Below are 13,790 nucleotides of genomic sequence, written 5' to 3' on the forward strand. Positions count from 1 at the left end.
TAAATTATTCGTATTTGTGTTTTTCGGTTATGTAATAGATTAACGGCACTACAACCAAGGTTAACAATGTGGACACAATCGCTCCGGCCACCAGTGAAATTGCCAATCCTTGGAAAATCGGGTCAAACAAAATGATGGAAGCGCCGATTACTACTGCACCCGTTGTCAATAAAATCGGCGTAGTTCTTACCGCTCCTGCTTCAATAATGGCTTGTTTTAAAGCGACACCTTCCTTGAGTCGGATTTCGATAAAGTCGATGAGTAAGACCGAATTTCGCACCATAACTCCCGCCAAAGCAATCATCCCAATAAACGAAGTTGCTGTAAAGAAAGCGCCAAGCAACCAGTGCCCTAAAACGATTCCGATTAACGATAATGGAATGGCCATCATCATGACAATCGGCGTTTTGAAGTTTTGGAACCAGCCCACAATCAGCATGTAAATCACAATGATTACGATTAAAAATGCTGCGCCTAAATCACGGAATACTTCCAGCGTAATTTGCCATTCGCCATCCCATTTCACGGTAAAATCGCTTTCATCGGAAGGCTGATCCATGTACAGTTCGTTCACTTTATACCCTTTTGGCAATTTCATTTGCTGCAATTTCTCATTCATCCCCAAGATTGCATACACCGGACTTTCCAGTTCACCGGCCATATCGGCAGTTACATACACCACACGTTTTTGATCTTTGCGGTAAATTGTTTTTTTCAGGGTTTCATTTTTCACTTTTACCAAATCACTCACCGGAATCATCGTTCCTTGTGCCGATTTGATTTTAATGTTCTGAATGTCCTGCAGACTCGTTTTCTCTTTATCGTCCAAGCCTAATACAATTCCGATATTATCGTTTGAATTTTCATCGTACAATCGGGACACAGGATATTCTTTCATAATCGTGGTCAATGTGGCTACAACCTGCTGAGGCGCTACGCCGTACAACATGGCTTTTTCTTTGTCGACTTCCAATTTGTATTCGGTTTGGTTGTCTTCGGTCATCCAATCCACATCCACGATATCCGAAGTGGTTTCCAGAATATTTTTCACCTGATTCGCTACTTCAATCTGCTCTTCGTAATTCGGCCCGTAAATTTCGGCCACCAAAGTGGATAATACCGGTGGTCCCGGTGGCACTTCGATTACTTTTACATTCGCACCGCATTTTTTGGCAATCTTCTGAATTTCCGGACGTACGGCTTTCGCGATGTCATGACTTTGTTCGCTTCGATCTTCTTTATGCAACAGATTCACCTGAATATCAGCCATATTGCTTCCACCACGTAGGTCGTAATGACGCACCAAACCGTTAAAGGTAATCGGTGCCGAGGTGCCCACATAATTCTGATAACTCACCACTTCAGGGCGCTGGGAAAGGTATTGGGCGATTTCCTTCGTAACTGCCGCAGTTCGTTCCAGCGTTGTTCCTTCCGGCATGTCAATTACTACCTGAAATTCGTTTTTATTATCAAAAGGCAACATTTTTACGGCTACCGATTTGGTAAAGAACATCAGTACCGAACCCAATAACAGGACAATCGTAATTCCGAACATGATTAAACGTTTCTTGGAATTTTCCAGGAACGGACGCTCGATTTTATTGTAGATTTTGTAAATCCAACTCGTTTCGAGTCCTTGTTCTTCCTTATGTTTTTGTTCGTCTTTTTCCTGAAGCAAATGATACCCCAGATATGGCGTCACTGTTAAGGCTACGAACAACGACAAGATCATCGCAATGGAAGCACCAATCGGCATCGGACTCATATACGGCCCCATCATTCCCGACACGAAAGCCATTGGCAAAATTGCTGCAATAACTGTGAATGTCGCCAAAATAGTAGGGTTTCCAACTTCATTTATCGCGTAAATCGCCGCCTGTTTGAACGGAAGTCGCTTCATTTTAAAGTGACGGTGCATGTTTTCAGCGATGATAATACTGTCATCCACTACAATTCCCACCACGAACACCAGAGCAAAAAGGGTGATTCGGTTTAAGGTATACCCTAATAAATAGTAACTGAAAAGTGTCAGTGCAAAGGTTAACGGTACGGAGAAAAACACGACCAATCCGCCGCGCCATCCCATGGCAAACATTACCAGAAGCGTTACGGCAATAATCGCCACACCCAAGTGCAACAGCAACTCGCCTACTTTATGCGATGCGGTTTCTCCGTAGTTTCTCGTAACTTCCACATGAACGTCATTCGGAATCAGGTTCTTTTTCAACGCTTCCACTTTCGTGATGATTTTTTCCGAGATTTTCATCGCATCGGCACCTTTTACTTTGGCTACCGAAATGGTTACGGCAGGGTATTCCGAAGTGTTTTTGGCTTTCGCAACATTCTGGCTTCCGTATCCGAAAGACACATAACTTCTCGGCGAAGAAGGTCCGTCCTGAACCGTTGCCACTTGCTTTAAATACACCGGCATGTTTTTGTTGACACCGACAACCAAACTTTCAACATCTTCATCCGAGGTTAAAAAGTTCCCCGTCGTCAGCAGATATTCCTGATCTTTCGCGACAAAACTGCCCGATTGCGTTTGTTGGTTGTTCGCCTGAATCATTTGTACCACGGAAAGCGCATCGATTCCGTTTTCGGCTAACTTGTCTTTGTCCAGAACCACTTTCAGTTCGCGGTTTCTTCCTCCGATTTTATTGGTAATGGCTACGTCTTTTACTTTTTCGATTTCGTTGGTTACCTCGCCGGCAAGCTGACGTAACTCATAATCATCGTATTTTTCACTCCACAGCGTCAGTCCCAACATCGGAACATCGTCTATGGAACGTGTTTTTACCATTGGCTGCATCACGCCTTGTGGCAGATTCATGGCATTTTTATTCAATTCGTCGTACAATTTCACATACGAACGTTCGATGTCTTCGCCTACATAAAACTGAACAATCAACATCGCCTGACCGTTCATTGCCATACTGTGAACGTGTTCCACCCCTTTAATATTGGAAATCACTTTCTCCAGCGGTTTTACCACGCGGCTTTCCACTTCGGCTGGGCTTGCTCCCGGATAACCTACCATTACGTCTGCCATCGGAACATTAATTTGCGGTTCTTCTTCCCTCGGAATCAAGAACGAGCTGTAGACACCTATCATCATCAACGCTACCATCAACAAAATGGTTAGCTTCGAGTTGATGAAGAAATTGGCTATTTTTCCTGAAATACCTTCTTGCATAATTTCTTTCGTTTAAAGTTTACAGTTAACGGTTTACAGTTACTGAATACTGATTTTCGCTCCGTTAGTCAATTTCCCTTCGGCTTCGATAACATAACTTTCCGAAGCATTTAACCCGGAAAGTACTTCTACCTGATTCCCGAACGATTTTCCGGTTTTAATCCAACGTAATAACGCCGTGTTGTTGGATCCGACCACATAAACTCCGGTCAACTGACCTTGTTTTACCAAAGCGCTTTCGGGTACTAAAACCACATCGCTTTCGGATGCTTTAATCGCTTTTTCAACAGGAAAATGTACGTTGACAAACATTCCGGACAAGGTAGCGGCATCCGCTTTTTCCAGATTCACTTTCACTAAATATTGTCCGCCGGTATTTTTTGCCGACAAGCTGATTTCCGATACTTTACCGGTCAGTTCTTTATTGGAGGATTTTACCAGTACTTTCACCGGCATTCCTTTTTTGATGGAGGTTATGTCCGATTCGGAAACCATCGCCGTTACCTGAAGACGTCCAGAACCTTCAATACTCACCAACGGCATTCCGGGATTCGCCATATCGCCTTCTTTTACAAACGTATTGGTTACCACGCCTGAAAACGGAGCCGTAATATTGGCATAAGAAAACTGTGCCTGTACTTCATTTCGCATTTGACGCGCTGCCTGCAATCCGGCTTTGGCCATTTCATAACGGGCGGTCATATCATCCAATTCTTTTTGCGAAGCACTTTGCTGATTAAATAAGTTCACAAAACGATCGTAATCTTTCTTCGCGTTTTTATAAGCGGCTTCCGCCTGAATAATGGAAGCGTCTACTTGTGCTTTTTTTGCCTGTAAATCGGTGCTGTTAACGCTTACTAAAAGTTGTCCGGCTGTTACATTTTGTCCGACTTTCACATTCAACTTGGTTACATAACCCATCATTCGGGTACTTAGGTTGGCACTGTTTTCGGCTTCAATTTTTCCGCTTGCGGTAACAAACGGGCTGCCCGAATCACCGGAAGGCGTACTCACTTTTACGGAAACTGTCGGTTGATTTACAGCTTCCTGTTTTTTATCTCCGGAACAATTCGCTACTAAAACAGCGGTTCCGATTATCATTAAAGATTTACTGATTCTATTCATGGTTGGTTATTTATTTTGTTAGAAATTGTTGGTATTGTTGGGTGAAGTTGTATTCGAAAACGGCTTGCAGATACTCGAGTTCTTTTTGAGCTACTTGGGTTTCCGACTGCAATACATCGGTGGTTTTTTCAAGACCTTGTGTGAATCGGTTTTTGCGGATTCTTTGCGCTTCCTGCGATTGTTCGAAAGCCAGTTTGGAAAGGTTTACTTTGTTTTCGGCGTCCAGTAACTGACGGTTGGTTTTGTTAAGTTCCAGCTGACTTTGTGCCTTATATTGTTTCACATCCAATTCGGATTTCTGGAAATCGGCTTTGGCTTTCTGAAGTTTTCCAACAGATTTGTACCCATCGAATAAAGACCATGATAACTGAGCCCCTACAGTATAACCGTTGGCAGCCGTTCCGAAAATTTTAGTATCGTACAACTCATATGATCCGAAAGCATTTAAACGCGGCAGGAAACTCATTTTTCCCGACTGCATCATTTTACGGTAGGCTTCACTTGATTTGTTCATCGCCTGAAAGTCTTTTCGGTTGTCTGACAATGTTGCCGCTACTGAAGTCACCGCAATCGTATTTTCCAAAGCTTCTTCCGGTTGGTATACTTTTCCGGTCATGTCTTCCTGAAGCAGAAAGGCTAAATAATCGGAAGCATTCTGCACATTGCTTTTGGCATATTGCAGTTGGTTTTTCACTTCATTAACACGTACCTGAACGGACAATACATCGGTTTTTTGGAGATACCCTTGTTTGAAATTATTTTCCACGTATTTAAGAGTTGCTTCGGAAGTTGTGTTTGCTTTTTCCAAAACGGTTACCGCTTTATACGCCAATTGCAACTGCATAAACGCTTTGTTCAATTCCAATTGAAGGTATTCTTTGGAACGTTCGGTTTGCAACTGATAGGCTTCCATTTTCGCTTTAGCGGCTTGTCTTCCGTAAAAACCATCCGCATTGATTAGCGGTTGCAACACTTCTATTTTGGTCGCATAATTTCGGGTTTGATTCGGATTGTTCAGTAACGCGGGATTAAAGTCGGCTCCCGTTAAAATCTCCTGATTCAGTTTCGAACCGAATGCCATTAAAGGATTGGTCGTGGTCATGGCCGTATGCGAAGCCGAAATACTCGGTAAAAAAAGTGAGTTCGATTGGCGGTAATCGGCCTGAGCGGATTTGAATTCCTGATTGGCGATTTTGAGTTGTAAGTTCTTTTCAGAAGCTTTTTGCCACAAATCGTTTTTGGAGATACGCAGTGTATCCTGAGCCATCATCACTTGCGTAAAAACAAGAAATCCTAAAATTTTATATTTCATAGCTGTCATATTGTTTCATTATTGTGAAGCAAATGTATGACGGGTAAAAAGTATAGTCAGTAACAAGTGTTACACTCCTCATACATCCATCAAACACTAAAATGACCGGGACAAAAATTATGGAATACTCGCAATTAGCAGGATTGAATATAAAGAGATTCAGGAATGAAATCGCTTTCTATACTATTACATATTAAAGTTAAGAAAAATCTTTACACAACTCACATAACACTATAAATCAGATTTTTATAAGCTACCACAAAACAAAAGACACCTAAAATAAGGTGCCTTTTACTGATGATTATTTTTAAAAATTTCACTTTCGTATTACCTTACGGGAAACGAAATACTTTTTGTCAAAAACAAACGTGATAATTACCACATCAGTCTTAGCTTTGGCTAAACCGAAACTCATGGTATTCAAGCCAATATTGGTCCCGACAATTTCACCATTTTCAATAATCTTACCGTCTAAAGAAGAAACCAAATAGTCCAAAGACACTTCTTTGGTCAGTTTGAACGTCACATTAACGTCATCTGAAGTGGTCGGATTTGGCGAAACCGTGAATGAATATGGATTTGAACCGTCAATTTCCGCAACACTCAAAGCCGGGTTTTTGATTAATTTAACCTCATAAACCGTAGGATCGGCACTCGTTAAGTTCACCTGATTGTCTGTAAAGGCCGATTTGGAAGAACTTTGGATCCCGCCGTAAAGATGTCCGATTACAAACTCATCTGCTGTAATCTCACTGAGCTTAATCACTTCGTTGGAATAATGAGGCAAGTTGGTATTCAGAATAAACTCGGCGCCCGATCCTTTCAGACTTGGCATTTCAACAGGCAACTGGTATTCGGTTAAAGTCCCGTCTGCCGAGCGCGTAGTCCTGCTTATCGTTTTTACAAACGGGACAGTGTCATCCTGCAGTAAAGTTCCGTTCTGATAATAATACTGACTCATGCCTCCGAAAAACAAATTATGCATTCGGTTTTCGGTTTGATCGTACAAACAGGCTTTCCCACTGTGATAATTACTCAGAAACTGATTGAATTGTGTTTGAGGATAGTAGCCTCCGCTCTTAATATCCACAGGGTATAAAAAAGGTAAATCGGCACTGATCTGAAAAACGCCGGATGAAATGGTGTATCCCAATTCGCCGTCCGGAAACACCTGGGGCAAAAGATTGTAATCCCGACGATGCAAATGAACCGCATCCGTAATCTCCTGATAATTGGCATAACTTAACTGAGTTCCTGAGTTATTAATAGTGAATTTCCGAATCTGATTGGAATAGGTCTGTGTAAATGTTGGGTTGCCCATCGGATTGTATCTTCCGTCGAAACGGTGTCCGCCTACCAGATAAAAGGTCCCATCGATTTTTGCCAATTGCCCGCCCGTTATGGCGAAAACATCATTGGAAATCTGCTTGAAATAGGATGTGATGGGTGTGCCGGCTATGATGGCATTAATCAGACCGGGAACATTAACCGAAGTCAGATTAGTAAAGGTTTTATGGTCATTTGCCGTAACGGAAAAAGCATACCCACCGATAATGTACAAAGCATCTCCATCCTGATGAAAATTCATGTTAGTGGATTGCAATTGTTCCTTGATTCCCGTAGGCAAAGAGTTTAAAGAGGCCGACCACGATTGTTGCGTCGCAATATCAACCACATAAATGTCGGTATTGTTTTGAGCACCCGGAAAGGCGTTAAAAGGCTGGCGTGCGTGAATTCCGTCTTTTCTTCCACCGATAATCAGCCATTTTCCGTTCGATTGGGCAAAGGCATACGAATGCAATCCCGGCAAACCGGAAACCGTTACCGGTGTAAGCACCACATCATAAGCAAAGGTATTTTGAGCTAATGCGGAATGAGTTACAAACAGCAGCAGCATTATGTAAATATAGTTCTTCATCTGTTTTTTAATTTAATTCACTTTGAACAAAACGGTCTGCCACTTCCGGTTTAACAGTTGCGGTGTCATCAAGAACCGATTCCGATGCTGATTCCTGATTCGTGGCTTTTTCAACACCGATACGGGAAGGAGTCACAATATTTTGAATTGTTTCGTCATTTTCTAAACCGGCTCCCGAACAATCATGACAACGAACGCAACTTTCGGATGCTACCGCGTAATTGGTTTGAGAATGTGCCAATGCGAAAGGCATTTCTTTTTCTAAAGAATATTTTGAAGATTGGATTGTGGCGGACTGGTTTCCCAAACATAAAAATGCCAAACCAAACAACATTACTGAAATTGATAGTATAGACTTCATAATTAGGTATAAATAAGCATGTCCGAAACTGAATAAAACAGTAACCGACATCATTAATAATAATTGAAAATTTAATTTATAACAAAGATGAAGCTTTGGGAGGATGCCATATGGTATTCTGATATTTATGGATAAATATCTTCTCGTAATGGGACTGGTTTTTTCCGATGGCGGCTTCCAGAATAAAAGGCCCCGGAGACAACCGTAATTCGCTCACAAACTGTAACGGACTGAAATTTAAACTGGTTATGAATTTACTTTTTTCACAACCTTCTGGGAAAATACTTTTTTGAGATTTTTTTTCACAGGAAAGTGCTTTTGACCCAATATGATGCAACTTAACAGACCGCACTGAAGGCAACGCCGTCAGCACAACCAAATAAGAGCATAGTATGTAGACCAAAAATTTCATTGTTCGAATATTATATAAATTTTAATATACTTTACACCAACACATTAGAATTATTCAAAATAATGACACTATAGTCATCTTTAAATGATTTTTCTCTAAAACCGTAAACTCAATTTCCAAACCGAAGTTACAATTTTGGGAAAAATATAAATTTAAAAACAGTGTTCTGTAACTTTAGTTACAAAGTAAAAATAAAAAAACGCCCCGATTTCTCGAGGCGTCTTATGGATAATCTTAAAGAATTATGCTTTTTTAGCAGCACAACAAGCTTTTTTTTCACCTGATGCACATTCTTTCTTTTCACCTTCTTTGTGACAAGCTTCTTTTTTAGTAGTTGCCTCTTTTTTAGCAGGACCTGCTTGTTTTTTCTCTTGAGCATTAACGTTCATTGATACTGTAAATAATGCTACTGCTAAAATTGCTACGATATTTTTCATTTTGATATATTTTAAAAATTATTTATTGTTTGTTTGTTTTTTAAATTCTGATTTGATTGATGATGCCGAATTACGAAATCCTTTCCGGAGGATGCCAGAAGGTATTGTAATACTTTGGTATAAACGTTTTTTCGTAAGTTAACTGTTCTTGTTTTTCAACTTCAAATGAAACCGGGATAGAAATATTCTGAATTTGCTGTACGATAAACTGTCCGGCAGTAAAATTAATATTCAAAACACATTTCTCTTTCTGACAGCCTTCCGGCATATCATCACCCTGACAACATCCGCGTTTTTCGGTCATAGCCATACAACTTTCTGAGAAATGCGACTTTGCCACACGCAAAGTTTGGGCACCAATCAGCAGTACAAAATAAAACGTTAGTATTGTTGTCAAAAATTTCATTGCTTCAAATGTAGAAAAAAAAATGAATTATGATAATTTTTGCTAACTTAATATTTTATTAAAATTAAAACTGAAAATAAATAAAAGGTTGCGGTCCGGCCGAAGCAGTGGCATAGACCAGCCAATATACCAATCCGAGTAAAATTGCCTTTACGATAATCGGCATGGCTTTGAATACGGATTGCATTGCAGTAACCATTTTCTCCGGCAGGTAATGCCAAACAAAACCAATTGCCATCAGTAAAAATACATTTTTATAGCCTTGCGCGATGACCATCCATTGTTCCCAATCAAAAGTTACTTTTCCGATATTGTTGATTAATTCCAAAGCGATGGCAAAATCTTTCGCGCGGAAGAAAATCCAACAGAAGGTAACGAAATGAAACGTTATCAGCACTGAAATCACCAACCAAACGTATCCGAAAAACGATTTCTTATCGTCTTTTTTGGAAGGAAAAAACTCCATGATGATTTTATGAACTGCCAATCCCATTCCGTGCAAAGCCCCCCAAATGATGAAACGCAAACTCGCCCCATGCCATAATCCGCCCAACAACATCGTGGTCATCAAGTTAACATTGGTAAACATGGTACGTTCTTTTTCTTTCGACAACAAGAACGTTAAGGCAAAAACAACAGTTGCTCCTATCGCGATAAACAGCGGAACATTACTGGTGGGTGCATACGTAATACCCCAAACAATCAATCCGAAGAAGAACAAAGCAGGGAATAAAAATCCGGCGAAAGTCCCGTTACGGTTTCCTCCTACTGAGATGTATAAAAAGTCTTTTAACCAGGTTGACAACGAAATGTGCCATCTTCTCCAGAATTCGGTAATCGAAGCCGACTGATAAGGCGTTCGGAAATTCGTTGGTAACTTGAAACCTAACAAAAGGGCAACTCCAATCGCCATATCCGAATAACCGGAAAAATCACAGTAAATCTGAATGGCATAACCGTACGAAGCCATCAGATTTTCAAAAGCCGTATAAGCGGAAGGCGCATCAAAAACACGATCCACGAAGTTGATGGAAATATAATCGGAGATAATCGTTTTCTTAATCAATCCGCCAATAATCAACAGAAACGCGCGATTGATATCGTCTTTGGTTACGTTTAATTTCTGGTAAATCTGCGGCAGGAAATCTTTGGCACGAACAATCGGACCGGCCACCAACTGCGGGAAAAACGAAACAAAAAACAGGTAATCCACGTAGCTTTTCGTTGGCTCAATTTCCTTACGATAGATTTCAATGATGTAACTTATCGACTGAAAAGTATAAAACGAAATCCCTACCGGAAGGATGATTTTCTGAAATTCGAAATGCCCGTCGGAAACCGAATTATAAGTATCAATGATAAAATTCGTATACTTGAAATAGCCCAAAAAACCTAAGTTCAACACGACACTGAATGCCAAACATAGTTTTTTGTTCAAAACACTTTGCGTACGATGCACCAAATTCCCTAAGTTATAATCGACAACCGAAGAACCCAGCAACAGTAAAAAGAAAATACCGCTCGATTTGTAATAGAAAAACAACGAGAAGATAATTACATAAACCAATCTCGGGTAAAAGGTATTTTTAAGTGCAATATAAATACTGTAGAACACCAAAAACAGTCCCAAAAACAAACCGGTATTGAATAAAATCGGTTCTTTCGGGTTGTAAACAAACCAGCTTTGTACTGTTTCAGGAGTTATAGTTGTAAAAAGTGAGGCTATATTTTGGGTAAACCAATCCTGCATATTAATTTTTCTTTATGGCTTTAAAATTTTCGTAAGCATTCAGCAACGCTTCGCTGAAAAGGGCACCTTGTTTTTCGTAACCGGCTTTGGAATAATGTACTTTATCACCCGACATCAGTCCTTGACGGTAATTTCTGTTCACGCCGTACATTCCTCCCATAATCGCAAACAAATCCCATGAAGCGTGATTTACCACCGTTGCCTGCGCATTAACATCACGGGCATACGCATCGGCAAAATGGTTTAACGAACGTCGGTACAACAACGAAGGCGGTGTCGACATCACTAAAACTTCTGCATTTGGATTCTTGACTTTAATGTTAGCGATAAAAGTATTGAGTTGCGTCATATAATCGGAAGACGGCATTTTGTCGAAAGTTTCATTCGTCCCTAAAGAAACGATGACCAAATCGGCCTGTAACGCTGGTGTCTGTTCGAAAAACAATGGATATTTATTGTAATCCGAGGCTTTGGCGCCGTTCACACCAATGGCACTGTAGGTAACTCCGGGTGCATCGTTTTCGAAAACCAGTCCGCTCAGCGCGAAAGAATTGGCTTTTTTATTCGGAATCAGGTAAATCTTATCCATGGCCGTTGCGGAATAGAACGAATGCGCATTGGGTTCGTCATTCAGCGAAAGCGGAATAAACTCCGAACGTTTGATACTGCGTTTCTGCATTTCATTTGTTGGAATTTTCAGTGTTTTTCCGGCACGAATCTTATCGGATTTTAAACCGTTGGCCCGTTTTAATTCGGCAACAGAAATATTGTATTTGTCGGCAATAATGGAAATCGCCTCCCCGTTTTTGATTTTGTGGGTGATTTTTTTCGGTACGTTGGATTCCAAAACAATGGTTTTCGAACTCGTGGCCACATCAAACATGGAAGCATTATTAGGTGTAATAATTTTTAACGTATTGAATTGATACGCGTTGTCTTTTACGTTGATTTCCACAGCAAAATCTTTCGCTTTAGTGGTTAATGAAATACCGCTTAAACCAATTGGACTGCCGTTTTTCTCTTTGGTAATTCGGTGATTGTTCCAAGATTCGTTGGAGGAATAACGGATAAAATGACTTCCGTTGGTTCGTGCCAGATTATGTGGAAAGGAAAAACCCAACCCGCCGTTTCCGAATGCATCCTGAAGTTTTTTTCGGATCACACCGGTAAACAAATCAGCCTGAATGTGAGAATCTCCGATATGAACCACGCGGACTTTACCGGTTTTAGCCGTTTCAAGCAAGTATAATTTTTCAAAGAATTTATCCAGCGCTTTCACGTTCGCAATGGCATTTTCGCCATAACTCACTTTGGCTTCCATTCCCAGCGTATCCACTTCCACCATGGTAGAATCAACCACCTGAGCAGAAACAGAAACGGAAAACAAAAGTCCGATTAAAGCAATGACAAATTTATTCCACATGAACACTGTCTTTAGCAACGGTTAAACTGTCTTTTTTGATAATCGGTTTAGCAACTTTTCGGTTCGCACGCAACTTTTTGAATTGTTCGTAGCCGCTGTAAATCTGATTGTAAATCATCCCAGAAATTTTCTTGGCGCCGCGGAAATTAAAATGCGTATAGTCTTTATTTGCCGAAGCCGGCGCTTCATCCACCCATTTCACCATCGAACCATCACCGCCCATTAAAGTATACAAATTCACATAACCCGCTTGCGACTGAATGGCGTATTTTTTCTGCGCTAATGTTAACGGCACTACAGCCGAATCGGTTTTCATTTCCAAGTCGTATTTCGTGGCTTTATCAGCAGTGGAAACAATCAGAATTGCTACACCCGGAAAACATTCTTTCAAATGATTCACCACTTTTTTCATGCGTTTCTCATACCAAGTGTAATTTAACGAACCGTAATTCAACACATTGGTTCCGTAATGCAATACGATTAAATCATAACCCAATTTCTCCTGAAATTGACGCATTACTTCGGTATTAAAAGTTGAGATCGGCAAACCGGAATTTCCGCGATTGGAGAAATTATCCACGTGAACGCCTTTTCCGTCGTCGAAATTGAAGCCGTAAATCGGAATAGAATCGGCTTTTACAAAATCCACTTTCAGATTTTTGGTTGTATTTCCGATTACTAAAGTATTCACCAATTTATTAGGAGACAGTTTTTTGTAAATGGTGTCGTTTCCAACTTTCAAACCAATTTTTCCGTTTTTGTTGGATGATTTTCCGTAGAAAAGTGTCGGATTGTATAATTCGGTTAAATTTTTAAGAGTACTGGCTTTGTATTTCACCCATTCCACATGCGCTGTATCGTTGGCAAAAAACACGTGCCCGTTAACGCCGAAAGGACTGCGTGGTTTTTTGACGTTCAAATAGGATTGTGTTTTCCAATTTGGTGAAAATTCGTGTTTGATGGAATTACGTGACCCAGCGGATTCAGATGTGATATTCACGAATCCAACACCTTGCCCACCAAACTGGTTTTGGAAATTGGTTCTGAAATCCTGAACAATCATGTCGCCATCGGTCATCGAATCGCCGAAATAAGCAATACGGACATTCCCTTCGTGTTTGGTTTCCAGCTGGTATAACTTTTCAAAAAACTGAACCAAATGCTGAAATCCTTTATAATCGTTGAAATCTTCATCCGGAAACGCAATACCGTCGACCGCTGTGAAAGAAATAGGCTGATTGGAAAGTGTATCGCCTTCGCTGGCATCTTTATCTTCTTCGATGGCTTCCAAAAGCAAACTGTCAATCACTACATTTTTGGAATTGGCCGTACTTTCCGAAAAGATTTTCTTTGGCAAAAACGATTTAAAAACCAAAAATGCCGCTATGGAAACAGCAAAAATCGTTAACGATTGAACAAAGTATGATTTATTTTGATTCATTTTATTTTTATG

Annotated in this window: 11 protein-coding genes; all 11 read right to left on the reverse strand. The window is 40.5% G+C overall.

The features are described from left to right. Positions 1–4: 4 nt before the first annotated feature. Positions 5–3,193 (reverse strand): efflux RND transporter permease subunit, encoded by a 3,189-nt coding sequence (locus FCR2A7T_RS04990; protein WP_023570200.1) that lies wholly within the window; start codon positions 3,191–3,193, stop codon positions 5–7. 39 nt (positions 3,194–3,232) lie between these two features. Continuing rightward, positions 3,233–4,318, reverse strand: coding sequence for an efflux RND transporter periplasmic adaptor subunit (locus FCR2A7T_RS04995; RefSeq protein ID WP_023570201.1), 1,086 nt, complete (start codon positions 4,316–4,318; stop codon positions 3,233–3,235). Positions 4,319–4,328: 10 nt separating this feature from the next. After that, positions 4,329–5,630 (reverse strand): TolC family protein, encoded by a 1,302-nt coding sequence (locus tag FCR2A7T_RS05000; protein WP_117614388.1) that lies wholly within the window; start codon positions 5,628–5,630, stop codon positions 4,329–4,331. 316 nt (positions 5,631–5,946) lie between these two features. Further along, the gene (locus FCR2A7T_RS05005; protein ID WP_023570203.1) at positions 5,947–7,548 is read right to left on the reverse strand and encodes a hypothetical protein; all 1,602 of its coding nucleotides are present in this window, start codon (positions 7,546–7,548) and stop codon (positions 5,947–5,949) included. A 7-nt stretch (positions 7,549–7,555) separates the two neighbouring features. Continuing rightward, on the reverse strand, positions 7,556–7,963 hold the full coding sequence (locus tag FCR2A7T_RS05010) for a hypothetical protein (protein WP_023570204.1): 408 nt from the start codon (positions 7,961–7,963) through the stop codon (positions 7,556–7,558). Between the two features lie 22 nt (positions 7,964–7,985). Continuing rightward, positions 7,986–8,321, reverse strand: a complete 336-nt coding sequence (locus FCR2A7T_RS05015; protein ID WP_131473115.1) for a hypothetical protein — start codon at positions 8,319–8,321, stop codon at positions 7,986–7,988. Between the two features lie 242 nt (positions 8,322–8,563). Next, positions 8,564–8,758 carry a hypothetical protein gene (locus tag FCR2A7T_RS05020; RefSeq protein WP_023570206.1) on the reverse strand — a complete coding sequence of 65 codons (195 nt, stop codon included), beginning with the start codon at positions 8,756–8,758 and terminating at the stop codon, positions 8,564–8,566. 70 nt (positions 8,759–8,828) lie between these two features. After that, entirely contained in the window at positions 8,829–9,155 is a 327-nt protein-coding gene (locus tag FCR2A7T_RS05025) for a hypothetical protein (RefSeq protein ID WP_165551931.1), read from the reverse strand. Between the two features lie 73 nt (positions 9,156–9,228). Continuing rightward, entirely contained in the window at positions 9,229–10,914 is a 1,686-nt protein-coding gene (locus FCR2A7T_RS05030; RefSeq protein WP_023570208.1) for an MBOAT family O-acyltransferase, read from the reverse strand. Between the two features lies 1 nt (position 10,915). Then, positions 10,916–12,337 carry a GDSL-type esterase/lipase family protein gene (locus tag FCR2A7T_RS05035; protein WP_035117380.1) on the reverse strand — a complete coding sequence of 474 codons (1,422 nt, stop codon included), beginning with the start codon at positions 12,335–12,337 and terminating at the stop codon, positions 10,916–10,918. Continuing rightward, complete coding sequence (locus FCR2A7T_RS05040) at positions 12,327–13,778, reverse strand: hypothetical protein (protein WP_023570210.1); 1,452 nt, start codon at positions 13,776–13,778, stop codon at positions 12,327–12,329. The genes FCR2A7T_RS05035 and FCR2A7T_RS05040 overlap by 11 nt, the downstream gene beginning before the upstream one ends. Positions 13,779–13,790: the final 12 nt, after the last annotated feature.

Source organism: Flavobacterium cauense R2A-7, from assembly GCF_000498475.1.
Classification (GTDB): domain Bacteria; phylum Bacteroidota; class Bacteroidia; order Flavobacteriales; family Flavobacteriaceae; genus Flavobacterium; species Flavobacterium cauense.

Bases quoted from the DNA above. Each gene is read 5' to 3' on its own strand.
- FCR2A7T_RS04990 (WP_023570200.1), bottom strand. From the start codon at position 3,193: ATGCAAGAAGGTATTTCAGGAAAAATAGCCAATTTCTTCATCAACTCG.
- FCR2A7T_RS05015 (WP_131473115.1), bottom strand. From the start codon at position 8,321: ATGAAATTTTTGGTCTACATACTATGCTCTTATTTGGTTGTGCTGACG.
- FCR2A7T_RS05035 (WP_035117380.1), bottom strand. From the start codon at position 12,337: ATGTGGAATAAATTTGTCATTGCTTTAATCGGACTTTTGTTTTCCGTT.
- FCR2A7T_RS05040 (WP_023570210.1), bottom strand. From the start codon at position 13,778: ATGAATCAAAATAAATCATACTTTGTTCAATCGTTAACGATTTTTGCT.
- FCR2A7T_RS05000 (WP_117614388.1), bottom strand. From the start codon at position 5,630: ATGAAATATAAAATTTTAGGATTTCTTGTTTTTACGCAAGTGATGATG.
- FCR2A7T_RS04995 (WP_023570201.1), bottom strand. From the start codon at position 4,318: ATGAATAGAATCAGTAAATCTTTAATGATAATCGGAACCGCTGTTTTA.
- FCR2A7T_RS05010 (WP_023570204.1), bottom strand. From the start codon at position 7,963: ATGATGTCGGTTACTGTTTTATTCAGTTTCGGACATGCTTATTTATAC.
- FCR2A7T_RS05030 (WP_023570208.1), bottom strand. From the start codon at position 10,914: ATGCAGGATTGGTTTACCCAAAATATAGCCTCACTTTTTACAACTATA.
- FCR2A7T_RS05005 (WP_023570203.1), bottom strand. From the start codon at position 7,548: ATGAAGAACTATATTTACATAATGCTGCTGCTGTTTGTAACTCATTCC.
- FCR2A7T_RS05020 (WP_023570206.1), bottom strand. From the start codon at position 8,758: ATGAAAAATATCGTAGCAATTTTAGCAGTAGCATTATTTACAGTATCA.